Raw genomic sequence first — 24339 nt, 5'->3', positions numbered from 1 at the left:
CCATGACATGCCGGTGTAAGGACCGTGACAATGGGGTGACAGGAACCGGCAATCACGGCCTGTGTCAGACATTTCAGTATTCATCGCAAGGCGCTAGTTCACGGCGATGGCGCACCGCTATACTGCCGGCCTGTTTGTGCCCGATTCTGGAGAGAAGAGCATGTTGCAACGCCTGTTGTTCGGTTTGATCGCCGTGACCAGTCTGACCCTCGTCGGCTGCGCCCACAGCCCGCAACAACTTAACCCGGAGCCCAAGCTCAATGCCCAACTGGCGCCCGTGGGGCGTGGCCAGCCGGTGGTGGTGCGGGTCGTGGACGGTCGTCCGTCGCCGACGCTCGGCACCCGTGGCGGGCTGTACCCGGAAACCAGCGTGATCACGGTGCAGGGTGCGCAGATCCTGCCCAAGCTGCAGGCCCAGGCTGAAGCGGCGGTGCGTTTGCTGGGCTTCACGCCGACCGCCAACGCCTTGAATGCACCGCAACTGACCGTGACCCTGGCCGAGCTCAAGTACCAGTCGCCCAAGGAAGGCATGTACGTGACCGAAGCCACCATCGGCGCGACCTTCCGCTCCGACGTGCAGAACGCCAACCGCCGCTACAGTGGGCGTTACGGAGCGTCCCTGGACCAGCGTTTCGGCATGGCGCCTAACCAGGACACCAACACCAAGCTGGTCAGCGACGTGTTGAGCGATGCCCTGACCCGGCTGTTCAAGGACCCGACCATTGGCCAGGTGCTGGCTGAGTAAGCATCAAGTCCTGTAACCCTGTGGGAGCGAGCTTGCTCGCGATAGCGGTGGATCAGCCAACATCGAGACGGCTGACACTCAGCCATCGCGAGTAAGCTCGCTCCCACAGTTTTTTCAGGCGGCCTGGGAATAGAATTCCAGCACGCTGATCCCGGTCAGCAGGTCTGTCTCTGGCAGGTCGGCATGTTGATGGCCGCCGAGGGCGCAGTACACCAGCCAATGGCGGTCCTGCACATTGAAGGACAGGCTGCCGACGAGGTTCTGTTGTTCGTCGCTTGGGCTGATGAGATAGAGGCGATCCTGGTTTTCGGCGTGCAGCATGACGGGTTCCGTGCGGGTTTGAAGGGCGACAGAGTGGCCTAATCAGATGACGAAACCGTGACGCAAGAAATTACGATGGTTTGAGGTCTTTCTCCTGTGGCGAGGGGATTTATCCCCGCTGGGCTGCGAAGCAGCCCCGAGCTTTCTGCAGCGCCCAAGAGCTTGCGAGTGCTACGCACTCGAACGGGGATAAATCCCCTCGCCACAAAGTCACTACGCCAGCATCCGAAGGCGCCGAACAAGATCGTTACTGGTCGGAAAAAACGGTGCAGGGCGGCAGGCTTTCGGTAGAATCCGCGCCCTGTTCGTAGGCCATGATCGTGTCTGCCCTGTCCGTTTTTCGCTTGAGGTTCGTGATGTCGCTGTATCTGTTTTCGCTGTTCGCTGCCCACCCCTCCAAACTGATCAACCTGCTCGCGTTGCTGTTTGCCTGCCCGGGCGGCTGGGTACTGCACGCGACGCGTCGCCGTGAACAACGGGCGCGAGCCTGCCTGCAAGCACGCAATGGCAATGGCGAGGAGCGCTTCGAAGCATTGCTGGACCTGGCCACCCAGCGCATGAACCGGTTTTTCTATCGGTTCGGCTTTGGCTGCCTGGCGCTGGCCTTGCTGGTGTCGTGGATCAGTACGCAGTTCTGATGAGATAACCGTTTTGATCGGGGCATGGTGGCCTGTGGCGAGGGGATTTATCCCCGCTGGGCTGCGCAGCAGCCCCAAACCCTGACAGCTCGGTAAGTCTGGTCGATCACATCAACCTGACCAGGGCTGCTACGCAGCCCAACGGGGATAAATCCCCTCGCCACAGCAAGCTCCCTCGCCACAGGAAACCCGTGTCCATCGCTTAAAGCGCCAACCCCGCCTTGACCCGATACTGATTACGCACCGGCGTCGCATATTGCAGCACCAGGAACGGCCGGTGTTCCGGCGGGCAAGCATCCAGCCGGCGCTGCCATTCTTCCTGGGCCTTGGCCAGTTCATCGGCACCAAACACCTCGGTCGCCGTCGGCACCTGCAACTGCGGGTCGGCGTCGGCCCATTGGGCGTAAGCCAGGTAATGCACCGGGAACAGGCGATAGCCGCCGAGAATCTGCCGGTCCATTTCCAGGGCCAATTGCTTGGTGTCCTCGAACAGCTCGGTGATGGGCGCGGCGAAGTTCACGTGGACCCGGCCCTTGTAGCCGGTGATGCCCTTGGCGATGCTCACGTCGTCCTCGCCCGGTGCCTTGGTGTAGGTGCCGGTGGTGGCGCGGATGTATAACTCGCGGGCCTTGGCCTGGTCGCAGGGGTCGTATTCGTAGCTGATCGACACCGGCGTGAGGTTCAGCGACTGGATCACCTCGCCGAACGGCTCGTCCTTGCGGCTCATGTGGAACATCTTGAGGATCGCCGATTCGGTCCGGTCGTCGCCGTCCTTGGCCCGCCCTTCGGCCTGGGCGATCCAGATCGAGGCGCAGTCGTTGCGGATCGAGTGGTTGATGTACGCCGACAACAACTGGTACGCCGCCATTTTTTCCCGCCGTCCGGTGATGGAGCGGTGCACGATGAAGCTCTTGTTCAGGCGCATCAGGTCGCTGACAAAAGGCTTTTGCAGCAGGTTGTCGCCAATGGCGATGCGCGGCGTCGGCAGGCCGGCGTGGTACACGGCGTAGTTGACGAAGGCCGGGTCCATCACGATATCGCGGTGGTTGGCGATGAACAGGTACGCGCTGCCGGACTTGAATTGCTCCACACCGGTGTAGGTCACGCCATCGGTGGCGCGCTCGATGGTGTGGTCGACGTAGAACTCCACCTTGTCCTGCAAAGTGGCGACCGACGTCACACCGGCGAACTCACGGCGCAATCTTTGCGCTATAAGGGGTTTGAGCATCCAGCCGAAGGCGCCGGCCAGGCGTGGGAAGCGGAAGTGGGTGAGGATATCTAGAAACGCCTTGTCGCCGAGCAGCCGTGCCAGCACCGCTGGGACTTCGCTGTCGTCGTAAGGTCGGATGGCATCGAATTCGCCCATCATGCTCTCTTGTTGGAAACGGCTAGGGTAAGTAAAGGTTCGATCGAAAAAACGACGGGGCACGGCCTGGAAGATAAGCCAGACGAAAATAGCCCTGCAAATAGACCGGCGATTATACGCACAAGTCACTTGGGAGACCGCGATGCTGGAGCAGGCTCATTATGATTGTCCCTATTGCGGGGAGAATGTGGAGACAACCGTGGACTTGTCCGGCGGCGACCAGACCTACATCGAGGACTGTCAGGTGTGCTGTCGACCAATCACCTTTGTGCTGCAGGTCCATGGCGAGGAATGGCATCTCGAAGTCTTCAGCGAAAACGAATGATGGGGCGCCCATGCAGCGAATCTACGAACTGGAAAACCTGATGGAAGGCGAGTTGTTGCAAGGGATGCTTGCGAGCGAAGGCATCACGGCGCATCTGGTGGGGCGCGATTTGCTGGGCGGCGTGGGGGAGTTGCCCATGCAGGGCCTGCTGGGGCTGGCGGTGGAGGACGAGCAGGCGCAATACGCCCGTGAGTTGATCGCCGCGTACAATGCCGCGCTGCCGCTGCCCGGCGATGAACCGGACAGCTACCCCGGCACGCTGGTCTGTTAGGCTGGCGGTCGTTCGTTCGATCAAGAGTCGTGTTGCCCCATGTGTGGACGTTATGCCCTGTTTCGCTGGAACCCCACCTTTGCGGCCCTGCCCGGCTTTCCCGCCGATCAGAAGGCCCAGTGGAATATTTCGCCCAACGATTCGGTGCTGATACTGCGGGCCGGCGCCGAGGGCCAGCGCGAGCTGGCTCGGGCGCGCTGGGGCCTGACGCCGCCGTGGCTGACCGACCTGTCCCGCACCCCGGCCCATGCCCGGGCTGAAACCGTGGCCGAGCAGCCGATGTTTCGCGAGGCCTTGCGCCTGCGTCGCTGCCTGCTGCCGGCCAACGGCTTTTATGAATGGCGCGGCGGTACGCGCAAGCGTCCGTACTGGCTTACGCCAGGGGAGGGGTCGTCGCTGTTTTTTGCCGCGATCTGGGAAGCGTATCCGGTGCAGGAACAGGTATGGCTGAGCACGGCGGTCATCACTCAACCGGCGGCGGGCCAGCGCCGGCCGTTGATTCTGGACGAAGAAGGCCAGCGCCTGTGGCTCGACCCGCAGACACCGATGCATGCCTTGCAAGGGTTGCTGGCAAGCGAGCCGGCGCCACTGCGTGAGCGGGTATTGGCCAATATGGTCAATGATCCGAAGCTCAATGGGCCGGAGTGCTTGACGCCTGCTTGAGTTTTGCGGTGATTGTGCCGGCCTCATCGCGAGCAAGCTCGCTCCCACAGTGGTGGGGTATTTACAAAAATGTGTTCACCGCCTATCCCCTGTGGGAGCGAGCTTGCTCGCGATGGCGTCGTGTCAATCAACCTACTCGTGATGCGGTTCGCCCAGGAAGGTCAGCGAGGTGAACACGCCGCGGGTGGCCACGTCCTTGTTGTCCTTGAGCGCAATTTCCATCTGCGCCGCGATCACATTCAAGCCTTCGTTGCGCACCAGCACCTTGGCCCGGCCTTCTGCGTCGGTTTCAGTCGAGACGGTGTTCGGCGCGCTGCGGTAGTCGCCCACCAGTTTCACACCGGCCGCCGGTTTGCCATCCAGCAGCACCCGTACCGGCAATGACTGGCCCGGGCCAACGGTCAGCGGGTCGACTTCCGGCAGGATCACGAACTTGATCGGTGCAAGCGTCGGCAGTTTCGCCCCCGGTTCATAGATCGCCAGGCTGTATTTGAACGTATGGGTCGATTCGATCGCCCCGGGCACTTTGCTGCGGCCTTCGTTGATCCACTTCTTGTCGGCCGTCTGGGACCACATGCCGTTGTCCAGCGCCACCGCCAGCACGGCCGGTGGCTTGAGCGGTTGCAGGCGGGCGTGGTCCGGCAGGCGCTCTACGGTGACCGGAATCATCTTGCCGCCCAGGTCATAGGCCCAGGCACCGCTGATTTTCTGCGCCTTGAAGGCATTGTCTTCGGCGCCGTGGCCGTAGATCACTTCGATGTTGCCGCGACGCTGTTCGGTCCACAGGCCATGGGCCGAGGCCTGTGTGGCCAGGAGCAGGCCGAGCAAGGCGAAGGTCTTGGGGTGTTTCATGGCGTTTTTCCTTTTACAGAGCGAGGGTGAGGCTGACGGTGAAGTTGCGCGGCTCGCCGGGGGTGACCCAGTAGTTGCTGTAGGCGCGTTCGTAGTACTTTTCGTCGAAGATGTTGTTCAGGTTCAGGCCCACAGTGACGTCGTTGCTGGCCTTGTAATGGGCCAGCAGGTCCACGGTGTGGTAGGCCGGCAATTCGAAATCCTTGCCGGCTTCGCCCGAGCGATCGCCGACATACGTGAACGCCGCGCCGAGGTCCGAACCGCGCAGGTGCCCGTCCTGGAATTCGTAGACCCCCAGCACGCTGCTGCTGTGTTTGGCGACGCCGAGGATCCGGCTGCCGCTGGGATTTTCCCGGTCACCCTGGGTCACTTCGGCATCGATGTAGGCATAGGCGCCGATCACGCGCACGGCGTCGGTCACCTGCCCAGTCACTTGCAGGTCGATGCCCTGGCTGCGGGCCTTGCCGATGGCGCGGCTGAAGTCGGTCCCGGCGACCGGGCTCAGGACGTTTTCCTTCTCTATATGGAAGGCCGCCAGGGTGGTGCTCAGGCGATCGTCGAACCACTCGCTCTTGAGCCCCGCTTCATAGCCCACCCCTTCCTCGGGATCGAAAGTCTTGCCGCTGGCATCCAGGCCGTTGTTGGGCTTGAACGAGGTGGAGGCGTTGGCGAACAGCCCGACTTCGGGCGTCAGTTGATACAGCAGACCGGCCCGCTGCGTCAGGGTGTCGTGGCGCTGGCGGCTGGTGTCGCTGCGGGTGTGGTCGTCGATGCTCTGTTCGAAATGCTCATAACGCACGCCGAGCATGCCCCGCAGCTTGTCGGTGAAGATGATCTGGTCCTGCAGGTTCAGTGCGCGGCTTTGCACATGTTCGAAGAAGTCTGTGCCGGTCCGGGCACCATTGGGTTTCGGCTGGCCGTAGATCGGCTGATAGAGGTCGATGGGGTAGGGGCTGCCACCGATGGTGGTCACGCGCTCGTGCTTGCGGTAGTCCTCGTATTCGCTGCCGACCAGCAGTTCGTGCTGCCACGGGCCGAGGTCGAACAGGCCGCGCAATTCCAGCTGGGTGATGCTGTCGTGCCAATTGTTGTCGCGCTCGCGATAGCGGCGATTCACCGTGTGGCCGTCGGCGTTCAGCGGGCGCGCTTCGGAGGCGAAGCCCCAGAGTTCACCTTGTTTGTAATGGCTGGCCAGGCGCAATTGCCAGGTGTCGTTGAGCTGATGTTCGAGGGCGGCCTGGAGCATGTTGTTGTGATTGTCGATGTCGCCGTCGTTGGGTTCGCCCAAAAAGGTCGAACGGGAAACGCCGCTCCAGCGATTGTTTGGGGCGACGATGCCACGGTCGAACGTCGAGCTGTGGCGCACGATTTCGCTTTCCACCCGCAACCGTGTGTCAGGGTTCAACTGCCAACTGATGGAAGGCGCGACGAAAACGCGCTTGCTGTCGACGTGATCGCGAAAGCTGTGGTTGTCCTCGACCGCCAGGTTGACCCGCGATAACAGGTTGCCTTCGGTGTCCAGTGGCGTGTTGACGTCCAGCGCGGTGCGGTAGCGATCCCAGTTGCCGGCGCTGGTCTGCAGGGTGGTGAAGGCTTCGGGCTGGGGTTTCTTGGTGACAATGTTTACCGTACCGCCGGGATCGCCCCGGCCATACAGGCTGGCGGCCGGGCCCTTGAGCACTTCGATGCGTTCGATGTTCGCGGTGTCCGGCGTGCTCGGATAACCGCGATTGGCGCTGAAGCCGTCCTTATAGAACTCCGAAGTGGTGAAGCCGCGCACACTGTATTCGTAGAGCGTCAGGCCGCCGAAGTTGTTCTGCTTCGACACGCCGCCGGCATATTCCAAGGCCCGCTCGACGCTGGTGCTGCCCAGGTCCTTGAGCACGCTGGCGGGAATCACGCTGATCGATTGCGGGATGTCGCGCAGGGCGGTGTCGGTTTTGGTGGCGCTGGCCGAGCGGGTGGCGCGGTAACCCGTGACAGGTCCGGTGGCGGATTCGTAGTCGGACGTCACGGTGATGGCGTCCAGTTCCAGGGGCTGGATTTCCTCGGCGTAGGCCGGATCGCCCAGTAGGCCGAGGGCGAGGCTGGCCGCTGAAATCCGTTTTAGGGATGACATGTTATGTTGTTCCAATTTCTATTATTGAAACAATATAACACTACCAATGAGAATTTATGCTATCTGTATTTTCAAGTGGAATCTGGATAGGTTTGCCAGGGGGGATCACATTGGAGTTGCAGGTAGGAGTCTTTGTGGCGAGGGGATTTATCCCCGTTCGGCTGCGCAGCAGCCGTAGACCAGTTGGTGCGGTTCATCCGATGGACCGCAGTGTCTGATTTTGGGGTTGCTGCGCAACCCAGCGGGGATAAATCCCCTCGCCACAGGGTTTTGCCAGGCCACAGGATATGCTCCGCAGCTACTGCTCTTCCTTGAGCACCATTGGCGCTGGCGGTGGGCGCAGGCCGATTTCAGCGGTGAGCTTGAGCTCCTTGCCGTTGCGCATGACCTGGATCGTCACCTTGTCGGTGGGCTTGATCCGCGCCACCTGGTTCATCGAGCGGCGGCCATCGCCGGCCGGTTCGCCATCGATGCTCAGGATCACATCGCCCAGTTGCAGGCCGGCCTTCTGCGCCGGACCGTCGCGGAAAATCCCCGCCACCACGATGCCGGGCCGCCCGGACAAGCCGAAGGACTCCGCCAGTTCCTGGGTCAGCGGCTGGACTTCAATGCCCAGCCAGCCACGGATCACTTGGCCGTGTTCGATGATCGACTTCATCACCTCCATCGCCAGCTTCACCGGAATGGCGAAACCGATGCCCTGGCTGCCGCCGGACTTGGAAAAGATCGCCGTGTTGATCCCGGTGAGGTTGCCGTTGGCATCCACCAGCGCGCCGCCGGAGTTGCCGGGGTTGATCGCGGCGTCGGTCTGGATGAAATCCTCGTAGTTGTTCAGGCCCAACTGATTGCGCCCGGTGGCGCTGATGATGCCCATGGTCACGGTCTGGCCGACGCCGAACGGGTTGCCGATGGCCAGGGCGACGTCACCGATGCGGATGCTGTCGGAGCGACCGATGGTGATGGCCGGCAGGTTCTTGAGGTCGATCTTCAGCACCGCGAGGTCGGTTTCCGGGTCGCTGCCGATCACCCGGGCCAAGGTTTCACGGCCGTCCTTGAGGGCCACCACGATCTGGTCGGCACCGCTGGTGACATGGTTGTTGGTCAGGATGTAGCCTTCCGGGCTCATGATCACGCCCGACCCCAGGCTCGACTCCATGCGTTTCTGCTTGGGCGAGTTGTCGCCGAAGAAGCGCCGGAATTGCGGGTCTTCGAACAGCGGATGGCTGGGTTTGTTGATGACCTTGGTGGTGTACAGGTTCACCACGGCCGGCGCGGCGATGGTCACGGCGTCGGCATAGGACACCGGCCCCTGCTGCACCGCCTTGGTTTGCGGCGCCTGCTGCAGGTTGACGTCGAGGCTCGGCAGGCCGACCCATTCCGGGTAGCGCTGGATAATCAGTAGAGCGACAAGCACGCCGGCCAACAGCGGCCAGCCGGAAAAACGCAGCGCCTTGAGCATTAAGCACGTCCTACAAAGGTTGCAGGCGGTATGAGACCGCCCATAATGTCGCGCATTATACGAGGCCGCGCGCGCCTCTGAACGGGATATTTAGGAGTCTTTTATGGCCGTAGCCCTGAACACCCTGGTTGAAGAAGCGGACCGTTACCTGGCCAGCAGCCGGATTGCCGATTATTGCCCCAACGGCCTGCAGGTCGAAGGCGCGCCCCAGGTGATGCGCATCGTCAGCGGTGTCACCGCCAGCCAGGCGCTGCTCGATGCCGCCGTCGAGGCCGAGGCCGACCTGGTGCTGGTGCATCACGGTTATTTCTGGAAGGGCGAGAACCCTTGCATCACCGGCATGAAACAGCGTCGCCTCAAGACATTGCTCAAGCATGACATCAGCCTGCTGGCCTATCACTTGCCCCTGGACCTGCACCCCGAGGTGGGCAATAACGTGCAACTGGCCCGCCAGTTGGACATCACCGTCGAGGGCCCACTGGACCCGGATAACCCCAAGATTGTCGGTCTGGTCGGTTCCCTGTCCGAACCAATGACGGCGCGGGATTTCGCACGCAAGGTCCAGGATGCCCTGGGGCGCGAGCCCTTGCTGATCGAGGGCGGGCAGATGATCCGCCGGGTCGGCTGGTGCACCGGTGGCGGCCAGGGTTATATCGATCAGGCGGTGCTGGCCGGGGTCGACCTGTACCTCAGTGGCGAGGCGTCGGAACAGACCTTCCACAGCGCGCGGGAAAACGGCATCAGCTTCATCGCCGCCGGGCATCATGCGACCGAACGCTACGGTGTCCAGGCACTGGGTGACTACCTGGCGCGACGGTTTGCCCTGGAGCACATCTTCATCGATTGCCCGAATCCCATCTGACTGCTTATAACCATTGTGGGAGCGAGCTTGCTCGCGATGGCGGTGGGTCAGTCAACCTCAGTGCTGACTGATACACTGCCATCGCGAGCAAGCTCGCTCCCACAAAAAGCGGTTGCAGTGCCCGAACCCCCAGGCATATCCATATGCTGTTTCGATCTAGTTGGCGCCCTGATTAGAAGAGGTCGCTGTGCTAGGATTCCCCGCTCGAACACGGCCCGCTGGCCGTTCATAAGAAAGTTTTCGTGAGTAGCCATGGTCGACAAACTGACGCATCTGAAAGAGCTGGAGGCGGAGAGCATCCACATCATCCGCGAGGTGGCCGCCGAGTTCGATAATCCGGTGATGCTGTACTCCATCGGTAAAGACTCCGCCGTGATGCTGCACCTGGCACGCAAGGCGTTCTTCCCGGGCAAGCTGCCGTTTCCGGTGATGCACGTCGACACCCGCTGGAAATTCCAGGAAATGTACAAGTTCCGCGACCGCATGGTCGAGGAACTGGGCCTGGACCTGATCACCCATGTGAACCCGGACGGCGTGGCGCAGGGCATCAACCCGTTCACCCACGGCAGTGCCAAGCACACCGACATCATGAAGACCGAAGGCCTCAAGCAGGCCTTGGACAAATATGGTTTCGACGCCGCGTTCGGCGGTGCCCGTCGCGATGAAGAGAAATCCCGCGCCAAGGAGCGCGTGTACTCGTTCCGTGACAGCAAGCACCGCTGGGACCCGAAGAACCAGCGTCCGGAACTGTGGAACGTCTACAACGGCAAGGTCAACAAAGGCGAGTCGATCCGCGTATTCCCGCTGTCGAACTGGACCGAGCTGGACATCTGGCAGTACATCTACCTCGAAGGTATCCCGATCGTGCCGCTGTACTTCGCCGCCGAGCGCGAGGTGATCGAGAAGAACGGCACGCTGATCATGATCGACGACGAGCGCATCCTCGAGCACCTGTCCGACGAAGAGAAAGCCCGTATCGTCAAGAAGAAAGTGCGTTTCCGTACCCTTGGCTGCTACCCGTTGACGGGCGCGGTGGAGTCCGAGGCCGAGAGCCTGACGGACATCATTCAGGAAATGCTCCTGACGCGAACTTCCGAGCGCCAGGGCCGGGTCATCGACCACGATGGCGCAGGCTCGATGGAAGATAAGAAACGTCAGGGTTATTTCTAAGGGGTTGTCATGTCGCACCAATCTGATTTGATCAGCGAGGACATCCTCGCCTACCTGGGCCAGCACGAGCGTAAAGAGCTGCTGCGCTTCCTGACCTGCGGTAACGTCGACGACGGCAAGAGCACCCTGATCGGGCGCTTGCTGCACGACTCCAAGATGATCTACGAAGATCACCTGGAAGCCATCACCCGCGATTCGAAGAAAGTCGGCACCACCGGGGACGATATCGACCTGGCGTTGCTGGTCGACGGCCTGCAGGCCGAGCGCGAGCAGGGCATCACCATCGATGTCGCCTACCGCTACTTCTCCACCGCCAAGCGCAAGTTCATCATCGCCGATACCCCCGGCCATGAGCAGTACACCCGCAACATGGCCACCGGTGCCTCCACCTGTGACCTGGCGATCATCCTGGTGGACGCCCGCTACGGCGTGCAGACCCAGACCCGTCGCCACAGCTTCATCGCCTCGTTGCTGGGCATCAAGCACATCGTCGTGGCCATCAACAAGATGGACCTCAAGGACTTCGACCAGGGCGTGTTCGAGTCGATCAAGGCCGACTACCTGAAGTTCGCCGAAGGCTTGAAGATGAAGCCCACCAGTATGCACTTCGTGCCGATGTCCGCCCTCAAGGGCGACAACGTGGTGAACAAGTCCGAGCGTTCGCCGTGGTACACCGGTCAGTCGCTGATGGAAATCCTCGAGACCGTGGAAGTGGCGGGCGACCGCAACTTCACCGACCTGCGTTTCCCGGTGCAGTACGTCAACCGTCCGAACCTGAACTTCCGCGGTTTCGCCGGCACCCTCGCCAGCGGCATCGTGCACAAGGGCGACGAAGTGGTGGTGCTGCCGTCGGGCAAGAGCAGCCGCGTGAAATCCATCGTCACCTTCGAAGGCGAGCTGGAGCATGCCGGTCCAGGCCAGGCGGTCACGCTGACCATGGAAGACGAGATCGACATCTCCCGTGGCGACCTGTTGGTGCATGCCGACAACGTCCCGCCGGTCACCGACAGCTTCGAAGCGATGCTGGTGTGGATGGCTGAAGAGCCGATGCTGCCGGGCAAGAAATACGACATCAAGCGCGCCACCAGCTACGTGCCGGGCTCCATTGCCAGCATCGTCAACAAGGTGGATGTGAACACCCTTGAAGAGGGCCCGGCCAGCGCGCTGCAGCTCAACGAAATCGGCAAGGTGAAGATCGCCCTGGATGCGCCGATCGCCCTGGACGGTTACGAAAGCAACCGCACCACCGGCGCCTTCATCGTCATCGATCGCCTGACCAACGGCACGGTCGGCGCCGGTATGATCGTCGCCCAGCCGCTGACCCACGGCAGCAGCACGCACCACGGCAAACAGGCCCATGTGTCGGTGGAAGAACGCGCCCAGCGCTTCGGCCAGCAACCGGCCACGGTCTTGTTCAGTGGCTTGTCGGGCGCAGGTAAAAGTACGCTGGCCTATGCGGTCGAGCGCAAGTTGTTCGACTCGGGGCGTGCGGTCTTTGTCCTCGATGGCCAGAACCTGCGCCATGACCTGAACAAGGGCCTGCCCCAGGATCGTGCCGGGCGGACCGAGAACTGGCGCCGTGCGGCGCATGTCGCTCGTCAGTTCAACGAAGCTGGCCTGCTGACCCTCGCCGCGTTCGTTGCGCCGAGTGCCGAAGGGCGTGAGCAGGCCAAGGACCTGATCGGGCGTGAGCGTCTGCTGACGGTCTACGTCCAGGCCTCGCCAACGGTGTGTGCCCAGCGTGATCCGCAAGGGCTGTATGCCGCTGCCAGCGACAACATCCCGGGCGAGTCCTTCCCGTATGACGTGCCGCTGGATGCCGACCTGGTCATCGACACCCAGGCGCTGACCCTGGAAGAGAGCGTCAAGCAGGTGCTGGATCTGCTGCGCAAGCGTGGGGCGATCTAAGGAGCGCCGCTGTAAATAAAAAGCCCGCGGATGAGTGATCATCCGCGGGCTTTTTCATTTCCTCAGGGTAATTCGATCAACTGTGGGAGCGGGCTTGCCCGCAAAGACGGTGGAACATCCAACATCTCCATGGGCTGATCCACCGCTTTCGCGGGCAAGCCCGCTCCCACAGGGATTAACGGTGGTCTGGGTATTCGCGGTGCATCTGCTCCAGCAACGCATCCTTGTCCTGCCACAGCTGGTTGATCCAGCCTTGGAACTCCAGGCGATACACGCCGTCCTGGTCGTAGTTCCTGCCGATGAACTGCGGCGGGATCTTCAGTTCCTGGAAATGCACCACCACCTCCCCAACGTTGCCGCAGAGCAAGTCCCAGTACCCCGGACGCCCGCCCGGATAATGGATGGTCACGTTGATGATCGATTCCAGTTGTTCACCCATGGCATCGAGCACGAACGCGATGCCACCAGCCTTGGGCTTGAGCAGGTAACGAAACGGTGACTGCTGCTGGGCATGCTTGCTGTCGGTGAAACGCGTGCCTTCGACGAAGTTGAAAATGCCCACGGGGTTGTTGCGAAACTTCGCGCAAGTCTTGCGAGTGGTTTCCAGGTCCTTGCCTTTCTTTTCCGGGTGTTTTTCCAGGTACGCCTTGGAGTAGCGCTTCATGAACGGGAAGCCCAGGGCCCACCAGGCCAGGCCGATCACCGGCACCCAGATCAGCTCCTGCTTGAGAAAGAACTTCAATGGCCGGATGCGCCGGTTCAGCACGTACTGCAACACCATGATGTCGACCCAGCTCTGGTGGTTGCTGGTGATCAGGTACGAATGCTGGTAGTCCAGGCCCTCCAGGCCACTGAGGTGCCAGCGGGTACGGCGCAGCAGGTTCATCCAGGCTTTGTTGTTGCTGATCCAGGCCTCGTGAATGTGGCCCATCAACCAGTCGGTGAAGCGCTGGGCGGTGGGGAAGGGCAGCAACAGCTTGAAAATTGCCACGATAAACAGCGGCGTACAGCAGGCGATGGTGTTCAGCGCCAACAGCAGCGAGGCAATGACGCCGCGCAAAGGGGGAGGCAGGAAGTCCAGCATTTAAATATCCAGAGGTCGGTTGGCGGCTTGGATCGCGGTCAGGGCGATGGTGTACACGATGTCGTCGACCTGGGCGCCGCGGGGCAAGTCGTTCACCGGTTTGCGCAGGCCTTGCAGCATCGGCCCGAGGCTGACGCAATCGGCGCTGCGCTGCACGGCCTTGTGGGTGGTGTTGCCGGTGTTGAGGTCGGGGAAGATGAACACCGTCGCCCGGCCGGCCACCTGGCTGTTGGGGGCCAGTTGCCGTGCCACGGCTTCGTTGGCGGCGGCGTCGTACTGCAGCGGACCGTCGATCAGCAGGCCATGCTGGGCTTCGTGGGCCAGGAGGGTGGCTTCACGGACTTTTTCCACTTCTTCACCACTGGCCGACTCGCCGCTGGAATAACTGAGCATCGCCACCCGCGGCGTGATGCCGAACGCGGCGGCCGAGTCGGCGCTTTGCAGGGCGATTTCCGCCAGTTCCGCGGCGCTGGGGTGCGGGTTCATCACGCAGTCGCCGTAGACCAGCACTTCTTCGGGGAAGAGCATGAAGAACACCGAGGACACCAGGGAGCAACCCGGCGCGGTCTTGATCAGTTGCAACGCCGGACGGATGGTGTTGGCGGTGGAGTGGATGACTCCGGATACCAGCCCGTCCACTTCATCCAGGGCCAGCATCATGGTGCCGATGACCACGGTGTCTTCCAGTTGCTGCTCGGCCATCGGCGCGTTCAGGCTCTTGCTCTTGCGCAACCTCACCATCGGTTCGACATAACGTTCGCGAATCGAATCCGGGTCGAGAATCTCCAGTCCCGGCGGCAACTCGATGCCTTGGGCGCGGGCCACCGCTTCGACGTCGGCCGGTTTTGCCAGCAACACGCAGCGGGCAATGCCCCGGGCCTGGCAAATGGCGGCAGCCTGGACAGTCAGCGGTTCGCTGCCTTCGGGCAGCACGATGCGTTTGTTGGCGGCTTGGGCGCGCTGGATCAACTGATAGCGGAACACCGCCGGCGACAAGCGCATTTCCCGCGGTGTGCCGCAGCGCTGGTGCAGCCATTTGGCGTCCAGGTGGCTGGCGACGAAATCGGTGATGATCTCCGCACGTTCGCGGTCATCGATGGGAATTTCCTTGTTCAGGCCGTTGAGCAGGTTGGCGGTGTCATAGGAGCCGGTGCTCACCGACAGCACCGGTAACCCTGCCTGCAAGGCGCCGCGGCACAGGTCCATGATGCGTGGGTCGGGCAGGGTGTCGCTGGTCAGCAGCAGGCCGGCCAGTGGCACGCCGTTGATCGCCGCCAGGCTCACGGCGAGGATGATGTCGTCGCGATCGCCGGGGGTCACCACCAGCACGCCGGGCTTGAGCAGTTCCACCGTGTTGCGCATGGTGCGGGCGCAAATGATGATGTTGCTCATGCGCCGGGTTTCGTAGTCGCCGGCATTGAGCACTTGGGCACCCATCAGGTCGGCCACGTCGCGGGTGCGCGGTGCATTGAGTTCGGGGCGAAACGGGATGCAACCGAGCAGGCGGAAATCGCCGCTGCGCAGCAAGGGCGAGTGCTCCTTGAGCCGTGCGGAAAACGCCTCCATGCTTTCCTCGGTGCGCACCTTGTTCAGGATCACCCCGAGGACTTTCGGGTCCTTCGGCCCGCCGAACAGCTGCGCCTGCAACTCCACCCGCCCGGAAAGCTCGGTCAGCACTTCGTTCTCCGGTGCCGACACCAGGATGACCTCGGCGTCGAGGCTCTTGGCCAGGTGCAGGTTGACCCGGGCGGCGTAGCTGGCGTTGCGGGTCGGGACCATGCCTTCGACGACTAGCACGTCCTTGCCGATGGCCGCTTGCTGGTAAAGAGTGATAATTTCTTCCAGCAGCTCATCGAGCTGGCCGTCACCGAGCATGCGCTCGACGTGCGCCAGGCCCAAGGGCTGCGGAGGCTTGAGGCCATGGGTGCGGGCCACCAGCTCGGTGGAACGCTCCGGCCCGGTGTCGCCGGGATGCGGCTGGGCAATGGGTTTGAAAAAGCCGACTTTCAGCCCGGCCCGTTCGAGGGTACGCACCAGCCCGAGGCTGATGGAGGTCAGGCCCACACCAAAATCGGTGGGTGCGATAAAAAAAGTTTGCATGCGGATTCTCTAAAGGAGCATGGCAATGGCGCGGCCTATGACTGGCCGTCTACCCACAATTCAGTCGCCAAGGTTATCGCTAACCGGGCCTTGAGCGCACCAGCCGCAAGCAAAGGGCTGGCCTATTTTTTCAATACGTTGCACAGGGTCCAGCACCCAGGCGCGGGACTGCCAGGGGGGCTGGTGGCGCAAGTGCTGGGTATGGCCGCAGGACAGCTCGGCCACCCAGTGCCCATCCTCATCCTGATGGAAACCGGTGACCGTCGGTCTGTTCGAGCAGGCCCGTTTGTCCGGGTTCCGTTCGCTTTCGGGCAAATCCTTGTTTAGACTTGTCCGTTCTTCATTCTTATGCAAAAGGTCTCGCCCCATGCTGATCGCCGCCAATAAGGCTGTCTCCATTGACTATACCCTGACCAACGACGCTGGTGAGGTCATCGACAGCTCTGCCGGCGGCGCTCCGCTGGTCTACCTGCATGGCGCAGGCAACATCATCCCGGGCCTGGAAAAAGCCCTGGAAGGTAAAGCGGTCGGTGACGACCTGAACGTTGCCGTCGAGCCGGAAGACGCTTACGGTGAATACTCCGCCGAGCTGGTCAGCACCCTGAGCCGCAGCATGTTCGAAGGCGTGGATGAACTGGAAGTGGGCATGCAGTTCCACGCCTCGGCGCCCGATGGCCAGATGCAGATCGTCACCATCCGCGACTTGGAAGGCGATGACGTCACCGTTGACGGCAACCACCCGTTGGCCGGCCAGCGCTTGAACTTCAAGGTCAAGATCGTCGACATCCGTGATGCCAGCCAGGAAGAGATCGCCCATGGTCACGTCCATGGCGAAGGTGGCCATCACCATTGATTTGTGCGCTACGCTCAAGTTGACTGGAGAGGCGCCCTATGGCGCCTTTTTAGTCGCTTGCTGTTAGCATCACCCATGGCTGTTTCGAAAAGATCCGCAAACCTGGAGTTCGTATGAGTGCTTTCCACGACCTTAAACTCAAAGCCCTGGATGGTCAGGAGCTTGCTCTGGCGCCGTTCAAGGGGCAAGTCGTGCTGGTGGTCAACGTCGCCTCCAAATGTGGCCTGACGCCTCAGTACGCGGCGCTGGAAAATCTTTATCAGCAATACAAGGACAAGGGGTTCAGCGTGCTGGGCCTGCCCTGCAATCAGTTCGCCGGGCAAGAGCCGGGGACCGAGCAGGAGATCCAGGAATTCTGCAGCCTCAACTACGGCGTGACGTTCCCGCTGTCCGGCAAGCTGGACGTGAACGGCCCTGACCGTCATCAGTTGTACCGCCTGCTGGCGGGCGAGGGGGCCGAGTTTCCCGGGGACATTACCTGGAACTTCGAAAAATTCCTGCTCGGCAAGGACGGCCGGGTGCTGGCGCGCTTCTCGCCGCGTACGGCACCGGATGATCCCACGGTGATCCAGGCGATCGAAAAAGCGCTGGGTTGAAAGCCCGGCACTGACCCCCTGTGGCGAGGGGATAAATCCCCTCGCCACAAGTTCTGCACCCGACTGTGCATTCGGTTCAGTCCACCCAATCGTGATCCGTCTGCGCCTTCTGATTCTTAATCATTCAAATCAATAGTGCTATCCAGCGCCTTCCATGCTCCATATTATCGTCGTCATATCCGACCTGTGACTTCGTCTCGTGGAGTGCCCCATGCCTGCAAAAGCCTTGTTCAAACCCTTCCGCCTCGGCGCGTTCGAGTTGCCAACCCGGGTGGTGATGGCGCCGATGACCCGTTCCTTTTCTCCGGGCGGCGTGCCGAACGCCAAGGTGGTCGAGTACTACCGCCGCCGCGCGGCGGCCGGGGTCGGCCTGATCATCACCGAGGGCACGACGGTCGGGCACAAGGCGTCCAACGGTTATCCGAATGTGCCGCATTTCTACGGCGACGCCGCGCTGGTCGGTTGGAAGCAGGTGGTCGATGCGGTGCATGCCGAAGGTGGCAAGATCGTTCCACAGTTGTGGCACGTGGGCAGTGTGCGACGCATCGGCACCGAGCCGGACGCCAGCGTGCCCGGCTATGGTCCGAGCGAAAAACTCAAGGACGGCCAGGTGGTGGTCCACGGCATGACCCAGGCCGATATCGACGAGGTTATCGCTGCGTTTGCCCAGGCGGCGAAAGACGCCCAGAGCATCGGCATGGACGGGGTGGAAATCCACGGCGCCCACGGCTACCTGGTGGACCAGTTCTTCTGGGAAGGCAGCAACCAGCGCACTGATGGTTATGGCGGCAGCCTGGCCAACCGCTCGCGCTTCGCGATCGAATTGATCCGTGCCGTGCGGGCGGCGGTGGGCGAGGGTTTCCCGATCATTTTGCGCTTTTCCCAATGGAAGCAGCAGGATTACGCCGCGCGCCTGGTGCAGAGCCCCGAAGCCTTGGGCGAATTCCTCAAGCCGTTGTCCGAGGCGGGCGTCGACATTTTCCACTGCTCGACACGGCGCTTCTGGGAGCCGGAGTTCGAAGGCTCCGAGCTGAACCTGGCCGGCTGGACCCGCAAGCTCACCGGCAAGCCCACCATCACCGTCGGCAGCGTCGGCCTGGATGGCGAGTTCCTGCAGTTCATGGTCAACACCGACAAAGTCGCGCAACCGGCCAGCCTGGAAAAGCTGCTGGAGCGCTTGAACAACGATGAGTTCGACCTGGTGGCGGTGGGGCGTGCGCTGTTGGTGGATCCGGACTGGGCGCAAAAAGTCCGTGAAGGGCGGGAGCAGGAGATCTTGCCGTTCAGTCGCGAAGCCTTGATGACGCTGGTTTAAGCGGCGCCCGATCTGACGCTATCGCGAGCAAGCTCGCTCCCACATTGGATCTTCAGTGGACACATTACTTGTGTGAGACCGAGATCCCTTGTGGGAGCGAGCTTGCTCGCGATGGCGGCCTGAACATCACCGAACAATCAGCGCACAGTCGGCGCAACAGGCATCACCTGCTCACCCACGCAAACCCCTCGCAGCTGCGCTTCAAATTGCTCGATCACCGCCGCCCAACCCTGGCGACTGGCATGCTGGCGAGCATTGAGCCGCACGCAACGCAAGGTCTCGCGCTCCTCCAGCAGCCAACGGGCGGCATCGCAGAATGCCTCTTCATCCCCCGGCATCGCCAGCACGCCGTTATAGCCGTGGCGAATGTGTTGCGCAGCCGCCGCCTGATCGTAGGCCACCACACCCAGCCCGGACGCCAGCGCCTCCAACACCACGTTGCCGAAGGTTTCGGTCAGGCTCGGAAAGACAAACACATCCCCGGACGCATAGTGGCTGGCCAGCGCCTCACCGCGTTGCGAGCCGCAAAAGATCGCCTCGGGCAATGCCTGTTCCAGCTCGGACCGCTGCGGGCCGTCACCGACCACCACCAGCTTCATCCGTCGCCCCGCAAAAGCGCTGCACAGCGTCTCGAAACTGCGCTTGAGCAGCCCCAGGTTTTTTTCCGGTGCCAGGCGTCCGACATGGAGCACGGCAATGTCGTCGTCGCCCAGGCCCCACGCTTCGCGCAGGCTCGGCGAGCGCTTGACCGGATGGAACAGTTGGCTGTCCACGCCACGGGACAACAACGCCACGCGCTCGAAATGCCGTCGTTCCAGTTCCAGGCGCTGGCTGAGACTGGGCACCAGGGTCAGGCTGGAGCGGTTGTGAAACCAGCGCAGGTAATGGGTGAGCACGCGACTCAACAGTCCGAGGCCGTACTGTTGGGTGTATTGCTGGAAATTGGTGTGGAAACCACTGACCACCGAGATGCCCAGGCGCCGTGCCGCCCGCAGCGCCGACAAACCCAGCGGCCCTTCCGTGGCGATGTAGAGCACGTCCGGACGATGACGTTTCCAGCGCCTGAGCAGCTTGTGCATCGACGCCTGGCCCCACTGCAAACCCGGATAACCCGGCAGCGGCCAGCCCCGGCACAGCAGCAACTGCTCGTCACTGGCTTGGCGTAAGTCGCCGGCCTGGCGAGGCCGTATCAACTCGACCTGATGCCCGCGGGCGCGCAAGCCGTCGTACAGGCGGCCCAAGGTATTGGCCACGCCATTGATTTCCGGCGGGAAGGTTTCGGTGATCAGGGTAATGTGCAGGGGTGTGGTCATGACCCCAGTGTCGACCGGGGCCATTTCGTCATTGTGACGCCAGGATGATGGATTTGTGACGGCTCAGCCCTGACGGGCCAAAGCGGTCTCGGCGCCTTGCTCGCGCACCCAGAACAAGGTCGCCCCGGCCACCGCCGCTGGCATCATCAGGATATTCACCACCGGGATCAGCAGCACCAGGTACACGCTGCCGCCAAAACCCAGGCTCTGCCAGCGTTTTTCCCGCAGCCAGGCGAGCATTTCGTTCCAGCCCAGCTTGTGGTTGTCCGCCGGGTAGTCGATGTACTGGATCGCCATCATCCACACGCCGAACAGCAGCCACAGCGGTGCCGCCACCAGATTGACCACGGGGATGAACGACAGCACGAACAACCCCAGGGCACGGGGCAGGAAATAGCCGAGCTTGCGCGCTTCCCGACCTAGGGTCCGGGGGATCATGGCAATCAATTCGGCCCAGCTGAAGGCCGGGAAGTCGTCGGTGCCACGGATGACCACTTCGACTTTTTCCGCGAGAAAACCGTTGAACGGCGCGGCGATGATGTTGGCGAGCATGGTGAAGGTAAAGAACACCATCAGCACGACGAGCACCACGAACAGTGGCCAGAGCACATAGCTGAGGAAACTCAGCCACTCTGGCAGCGACGGCATCAGCGTATCGACCCACAGGCTGAATTGATGGCCGGCCAGGTAAATCAATCCGACGAACAGCACCAGGTTGATCGCCAGGGGCAAGAGTACGAACAGACGCAGGCCCGGGCTCAGGACCAGCGTGAGGCCTTCTCGCAAATATTGCGGGCCGGACAGGACGGGGGCGGGCATAAGTGACTCCGAGCGAAGGTGAACGCGCCGACCTTACCGGCTTTACCCAGCGCGGGAAAGCGGCGACATGGCGCGTAACAACCTTTATTGCAGCGAATGCGCCTATTAAAAGGGGCGCTGGGGATAGAGCTCACCTATAAGCTGGATTGTTAAACCGTATTTCCTTAATCTTCGCTCCCTCGATACGCTGCACCCATTCTTTTCCAGGACTGTCGAACCCAGCCTTCCCCAAGTGCGTCAACGGTCCTTTTTTATTCACGCCGCTCACCCGGCGTTCCGGCCCGCAAGGTCCGGTCAACAGGAGCAGGTCATGTCTGAAGTGCGTCATTCGCGAGTGATTATCCTTGGTTCCGGCCCTGCCGGTTACAGCGCTGCGGTTTATGCGGCCCGTGCCAACCTCAAGCCGCTGCTGATCACCGGCATGCAGGCCGGCGGTCAATTGACCACCACCACCGAAGTCGACAACTGGCCGGGCGATGTCCATGGCCTGACCGGCCCGGCCTTGATGGAGCGCATGAAGGAACATGCCGAGCGCTTCGAGACCGAGATCGTTTTCGACCACATCAATGCCGTGGACTTCGCCGCCAAGCCGTACACCCTGACCGGCGACAGCGCGACCTACACCTGCGATGCCCTGATCATCGCCACCGGTGCCAGCGCCCGTTACCTGGGCCTGCCGTCGGAAGAAGCCTTCATGGGCAAAGGTGTGTCGGCTTGCGCCACCTGCGACGGTTTCTTCTACCGCAACAAGCCAGTGGCGGTGGTCGGCGGCGGCAACACCGCGGTCGAGGAAGCGCTGTACCTGGCCAACATCGCCAGCACGGTCACCCTGATCCACCGTCGCGAAACCTTCCGCGCCGAGAAGATCCTGATCGACAAGCTCAACGCCCGCGTCGCCGAAGGCAAGATCATCCTCAAGCTCAACGCGACCCTGGACGAAGTGCTGGGCGACAACATGGGCGTGACCGGTGCCCGCCTGAAGAACAACGACGGCAGCTTTGACGAGATCAAGGTCGACGGCGTCTTCATCGCCATCGGCCACACGCCGAACACCTCGCTGTTCGAAGGCCAGCTGGAGCTCAAGGACGGCTACCTGGTGGTCAAGGGCGGCCGCGACGGCAACGCTACCGCCACCAGTGTCGAAGGGATCTTCGCGGCCGGCGACGTGGCCGACCACGTCTACCGCCAGGCGATCACCTCGGCCGGTGCCGGTTGCATGGCAGCCCTGGATACCGAGCGTTACCTGGATGGCCTGCAGAACGCTTCGTTCTAATTCATCGGGCATTAAAAAACCGGCTTCGGCCGGTTTTTTAATGGGTGGGTATTTATCAGTGCTCTCCTGTGGGAGCTGAGCTTGCTCGCGATGGCGGTGGGTCATGTGCAGTCATTTTGAATGTGCCGCCGTCATCGCGAGCAAGCTCGGCTCCCACAGGATGAGTAGGGATGTTTAGGCCAGCTTCGCCAGGCACGCCTCCAGAATATCCAGCCCTTCTTCCAGCACTGCCGGTTCGGTCGTCAATGGCGCCAGCAGCCGCACGATGTGTCGCGATTTGCCACTGGGCATCAGCAGCAGGCCCGATTCCCGTGCCAGGGCCAGCAGTTGCGTCAATTGTGCCGAAGCCGGGGTGCCGTCGGCGTGGCTCAGCTCGATGCCGCGCATGGCGCCGATGCCGGTCAGGCGGCCCAGGTAAGGGCTTAGCCCGCGGCTGCGCCAGGATTCGTAGCGGCTGACGATCGCCTCTTCCTGTTGCATGCCCCAGGCGTGCAGGTTGGCGTCGGTCATTTCGTCCAGAGTCGCCAGTGCGGCGGCGCAGGCGATGGGGTTACCCGAGTAGGTGCCGCCCAGGCCACCCTTGGGCAGGTTGTCCAGCAGCGCCTTGCGTCCCACCACCGCACCGAGGGGCACGCCGCCGGCAATGCTTTTGCCCAGCAGGATCAGGTCAGGTTCGATGCCCAATCGGGAAAAGGCAAAGCGCTGGCCGGTGCGGCCGAAGCCGGACTGGATCTCATCGATGATCAGCACAATGCCCTTGTCATCACAGAACTGCCGCAGGACCTGGGCGAAGGGCACGTCCATCGCCAGGAAGCCGGCTTCGCCCTGCACCGGTTCGACAATGAAACAGGCCACGTCATTCACATCGATCTCGACGCTGAACAGCCGCTCCATGGCCTTCAAGGCCTCTGCGCAGGTGACGCCGTTGTCCTGGCTGGGGTACGGCAGGTGATACACCGGCCCGGGCAGGACACCGACTTTCTGTTTGTAAGGCGCGACCTTGCCGTTGAGGTTGAGGGTCGCCAGGGTGCGGCCATGAAAGGCACCGTCAAACGCGATCACGGCGGTACGGCCCGTGGCGCCCCGCACGATTTTCAAGGCGTTCTCCGCCGCCTCGGCGCCGCTGTTGGTGAGCATGCCGCTGACCGGGTAATCCACCGGGACAAACGCCGCCAGGCGTTCCATCAATTCAATGTAGGGAGCGTGAGGGGCGGCGTTGAATGCGTAGTGAGTCAGCCGCGTCGCCTGTTCGCGGATCGCCTCGACAATGCGCGGATGACAATGGCCGAGATTCAACACACCAATGCCCCCGACAAAGTCGATGTAGCGTTTGCCGTCGGTGTCCCAGACCTCGGCGTTCCTGCCGTGGCTGAGGCTGACGGGATGCACGATGGAGATCGATTGGCTGATGGTTTCGTTGCTCATGGATGGCGGCCCGGACGAAGGAGAAATTTCCGTTATCTAAGCCGCGAGCAGAGGGGCCCGGCAAACGAAATAAAGTTGCCGGGTCAATCTTAAAAGTCGGGATGTGGTGAGGCGCTCTTCATAAAGGATGAATGGAGCCCTTGTGAAAGCGGATCTCACCGTAAAGGCAGGATCGATCAGCGCCGTTGCAGCGGCGGTGCCTCGAACGTCACACCTGCCAGGCCATGCACCATCAGCGCGCGGATATTGCCATGATCACTGCCTTCGGGCGTGGCCAGTACCGAACGGTAATGTTCGCCGAACGCCAGCAGCGTTTCTTCATCGCTCAAGCCTTCGAGCAGTGCCAAGCCCAAAGTCTTGCACGAGCCTTCGTTCTGCCCGGCGGCGTTTTGCACGCCGCCGTTATTGAAGGCCCGGGGCTGGTAATCGTAGCCGGCGGCGATAAAGGCCAGGGTGTCGGCGAAGGCATGTTCGCCGCTCTTGAGGCAGCTACGCAGGGTATTGAGATCAGGCATCGGGTTTTCCTTTGGCGAACGCCGTCTGTTGTTCGGCGCTGGCTTCTTTCTGGTATTGGGCTTTCCATTCGGCGTACGGCATGCCGTAGACCACTTCGCGGGCGTCGTCGAGGCTGACCTCGACCTGGCGCTCGTCGGCGGCGGCCTTGTACCACTTGGACAGGCAGTTGCGGCAGAAACCGGCGAGGTTCATCAGGTCGATGTTCTGCACATCCTTGCGGCTGTCCAGGTGGGCAACCAGCCGACGGAAAGCGGCTGCTTCGAGTTCGAGGCGTTGTTGGTCGTTCATGGAGGTCTCTGCGAGGCAGCTTCAAGGGGCAAGCTTCAAGCTGCAAGAGTGGATTTGC

At 62.0% G+C, this 24339-nt stretch carries 25 protein-coding genes; 12 read left to right on the top strand and 13 right to left on the bottom strand.

Annotated features, from left to right (window positions below; translation table 11 throughout):
* Positions 1–160 precede the first annotated feature (160 nt).
* A complete protein-coding gene (locus tag BM321_RS03000) occupies positions 161–745 on the top strand; it encodes a YajG family lipoprotein (RefSeq protein WP_003205489.1) in 585 nt (194 codons plus the stop codon).
* A gap of 114 nt (positions 746–859) precedes the next feature.
* On the opposite strand, the gene BM321_RS02995 is transcribed toward BM321_RS03000, so the two are convergent.
* Positions 860–1066 carry a hypothetical protein gene (locus BM321_RS02995; RefSeq protein ID WP_046063543.1) on the bottom strand — a complete coding sequence of 69 codons (207 nt, stop codon included), beginning with the start codon at positions 1064–1066 and terminating at the stop codon, positions 860–862.
* 356 nt (positions 1067–1422) lie between these two features.
* Between BM321_RS02995 and BM321_RS02990 the strand changes: the two genes are divergently transcribed.
* Positions 1423–1704: a hypothetical protein gene (locus tag BM321_RS02990; RefSeq protein WP_092441453.1), complete on the top strand. Its 282-nt coding sequence runs from the start codon at positions 1423–1425 to the stop codon at positions 1702–1704.
* Positions 1705–1906: 202 nt separating this feature from the next.
* On the opposite strand, the gene BM321_RS02985 is transcribed toward BM321_RS02990, so the two are convergent.
* On the bottom strand, positions 1907–3073 hold the full coding sequence (locus BM321_RS02985; RefSeq protein WP_092441452.1) for a 1-acyl-sn-glycerol-3-phosphate acyltransferase: 1167 nt from the start codon (positions 3071–3073) through the stop codon (positions 1907–1909).
* 139 nt (positions 3074–3212) lie between these two features.
* Here BM321_RS02985 and BM321_RS02980 point away from each other — a divergent pair, with 139 nt between their 5' ends.
* Genes BM321_RS02980 through BM321_RS02970 form a run of 3 tightly spaced genes read left to right on the top strand, consistent with a single transcriptional unit; the run spans position 3213 to position 4329 of the window.
* A complete protein-coding gene (locus BM321_RS02980) occupies positions 3213–3395 on the top strand; it encodes a CPXCG motif-containing cysteine-rich protein (RefSeq protein WP_072409377.1) in 183 nt (60 codons plus the stop codon).
* Positions 3396–3405: 10 nt separating this feature from the next.
* Positions 3406–3666, top strand: a complete 261-nt coding sequence (locus BM321_RS02975) for a putative signal transducing protein (protein WP_092441451.1) — start codon at positions 3406–3408, stop codon at positions 3664–3666.
* 39 nt (positions 3667–3705) lie between these two features.
* Positions 3706–4329, top strand: a complete 624-nt coding sequence (locus BM321_RS02970) for an SOS response-associated peptidase (protein ID WP_092441450.1) — start codon at positions 3706–3708, stop codon at positions 4327–4329.
* Positions 4330–4461: 132 nt separating this feature from the next.
* Here BM321_RS02970 and BM321_RS02965 read toward each other — a convergent pair whose 3' ends face one another.
* The 3 genes from BM321_RS02965 to algW all read right to left on the bottom strand — a co-directional run bounded on the left by BM321_RS02965 (position 4462) and on the right by algW (position 8759).
* Positions 4462–5181 (bottom strand): DUF4198 domain-containing protein, encoded by a 720-nt coding sequence (locus BM321_RS02965; protein WP_092329393.1) that lies wholly within the window; start codon positions 5179–5181, stop codon positions 4462–4464.
* A gap of 13 nt (positions 5182–5194) precedes the next feature.
* On the bottom strand, positions 5195–7300 hold the full coding sequence (locus tag BM321_RS02960; protein WP_092441449.1) for a TonB-dependent siderophore receptor: 2106 nt from the start codon (positions 7298–7300) through the stop codon (positions 5195–5197).
* A gap of 298 nt (positions 7301–7598) precedes the next feature.
* On the bottom strand, positions 7599–8759 hold the full coding sequence (algW, locus tag BM321_RS02955) for a Do family serine endopeptidase AlgW (RefSeq protein WP_092202547.1): 1161 nt from the start codon (positions 8757–8759) through the stop codon (positions 7599–7601).
* 103 nt (positions 8760–8862) lie between these two features.
* On the opposite strand from algW, the gene BM321_RS02950 reads away from it, so the two are divergent.
* The 3 genes from BM321_RS02950 (at position 8863) to cysN (ending at position 12699) form a co-directional block, all read left to right on the top strand.
* Positions 8863–9621, top strand: a complete 759-nt coding sequence (locus BM321_RS02950; protein ID WP_092202549.1) for a Nif3-like dinuclear metal center hexameric protein — start codon at positions 8863–8865, stop codon at positions 9619–9621.
* 252 nt (positions 9622–9873) lie between these two features.
* A complete protein-coding gene (cysD, locus tag BM321_RS02945; protein ID WP_092441448.1) occupies positions 9874–10791 on the top strand; it encodes a sulfate adenylyltransferase subunit CysD in 918 nt (305 codons plus the stop codon).
* A gap of 9 nt (positions 10792–10800) precedes the next feature.
* The gene (gene cysN, locus BM321_RS02940) at positions 10801–12699 is read left to right on the top strand and encodes a sulfate adenylyltransferase subunit CysN (RefSeq protein ID WP_092441447.1); all 1899 of its coding nucleotides are present in this window, start codon (positions 10801–10803) and stop codon (positions 12697–12699) included.
* Positions 12700–12874: 175 nt separating this feature from the next.
* Here cysN and BM321_RS02935 read toward each other — a convergent pair whose 3' ends face one another.
* Genes BM321_RS02935 through BM321_RS02925 form a run of 3 tightly spaced genes read right to left on the bottom strand, consistent with a single transcriptional unit; the run spans position 12875 to position 16282 of the window.
* A complete protein-coding gene (locus BM321_RS02935) occupies positions 12875–13783 on the bottom strand; it encodes an acyltransferase (protein WP_092329403.1) in 909 nt (302 codons plus the stop codon).
* Complete coding sequence (pta, locus tag BM321_RS02930) at positions 13784–15883, bottom strand: phosphate acetyltransferase (RefSeq protein WP_092441446.1); 2100 nt, start codon at positions 15881–15883, stop codon at positions 13784–13786.
* Between the two features lie 60 nt (positions 15884–15943).
* Complete coding sequence (locus BM321_RS02925; protein ID WP_092329408.1) at positions 15944–16282, bottom strand: DUF3565 domain-containing protein; 339 nt, start codon at positions 16280–16282, stop codon at positions 15944–15946.
* On the opposite strand from BM321_RS02925, the gene BM321_RS02920 reads away from it, so the two are divergent.
* From BM321_RS02920 to BM321_RS02910, 3 genes are all read left to right on the top strand, one after another.
* Positions 16251–16736 carry an FKBP-type peptidyl-prolyl cis-trans isomerase gene (locus tag BM321_RS02920; protein ID WP_060740684.1) on the top strand — a complete coding sequence of 162 codons (486 nt, stop codon included), beginning with the start codon at positions 16251–16253 and terminating at the stop codon, positions 16734–16736. The genes BM321_RS02925 and BM321_RS02920 overlap by 32 nt on opposite strands.
* A 113-nt stretch (positions 16737–16849) precedes the next feature.
* The gene (locus BM321_RS02915; RefSeq protein ID WP_092329411.1) at positions 16850–17332 is read left to right on the top strand and encodes a glutathione peroxidase; all 483 of its coding nucleotides are present in this window, start codon (positions 16850–16852) and stop codon (positions 17330–17332) included.
* A gap of 211 nt (positions 17333–17543) precedes the next feature.
* Entirely contained in the window at positions 17544–18647 is a 1104-nt protein-coding gene (locus BM321_RS02910; RefSeq protein ID WP_092441445.1) for an NADH:flavin oxidoreductase, read from the top strand.
* 137 nt (positions 18648–18784) lie between these two features.
* On the opposite strand, the gene BM321_RS02905 is transcribed toward BM321_RS02910, so the two are convergent.
* Together BM321_RS02905 and cysZ are read right to left on the bottom strand one after the other, a co-directional pair.
* Entirely contained in the window at positions 18785–19984 is a 1200-nt protein-coding gene (locus BM321_RS02905; protein WP_092441444.1) for a glycosyltransferase family 4 protein, read from the bottom strand.
* A 39-nt stretch (positions 19985–20023) separates the two neighbouring features.
* Positions 20024–20779 (bottom strand): sulfate transporter CysZ, encoded by a 756-nt coding sequence (cysZ, locus tag BM321_RS02900; protein WP_092329418.1) that lies wholly within the window; start codon positions 20777–20779, stop codon positions 20024–20026.
* A 310-nt stretch (positions 20780–21089) separates the two neighbouring features.
* Between cysZ and trxB the strand changes: the two genes are divergently transcribed.
* Positions 21090–22052, top strand: a complete 963-nt coding sequence (gene trxB, locus BM321_RS02895; RefSeq protein WP_003205459.1) for a thioredoxin-disulfide reductase — start codon at positions 21090–21092, stop codon at positions 22050–22052.
* Positions 22053–22226: 174 nt separating this feature from the next.
* Here the strand turns inward: trxB and BM321_RS02890 are convergent, their stop codons facing one another.
* The 3 genes from BM321_RS02890 to BM321_RS02880 form a co-directional block, all read right to left on the bottom strand.
* Positions 22227–23477 carry a 2-aminoadipate transaminase gene (locus BM321_RS02890; RefSeq protein ID WP_092441443.1) on the bottom strand — a complete coding sequence of 417 codons (1251 nt, stop codon included), beginning with the start codon at positions 23475–23477 and terminating at the stop codon, positions 22227–22229.
* A 176-nt stretch (positions 23478–23653) separates the two neighbouring features.
* On the bottom strand, positions 23654–23992 hold the full coding sequence (locus tag BM321_RS02885; RefSeq protein WP_092441442.1) for a HopJ type III effector protein: 339 nt from the start codon (positions 23990–23992) through the stop codon (positions 23654–23656).
* Complete coding sequence (locus BM321_RS02880) at positions 23985–24281, bottom strand: DUF1244 domain-containing protein (RefSeq protein ID WP_092441441.1); 297 nt, start codon at positions 24279–24281, stop codon at positions 23985–23987. Before BM321_RS02880 ends, BM321_RS02885 begins: the two co-directional genes overlap by 8 nt.
* Positions 24282–24339: the final 58 nt, after the last annotated feature.

The sequence above is a fragment of the Pseudomonas sp. NFIX10 genome (assembly GCF_900111955.1).
GTDB classification, from domain to species: Bacteria; Pseudomonadota; Gammaproteobacteria; order Pseudomonadales; family Pseudomonadaceae; genus Aquipseudomonas; species Aquipseudomonas fluorescens_AA.
This window is presented reverse-complemented; position numbering and strand designations above follow the sequence as displayed.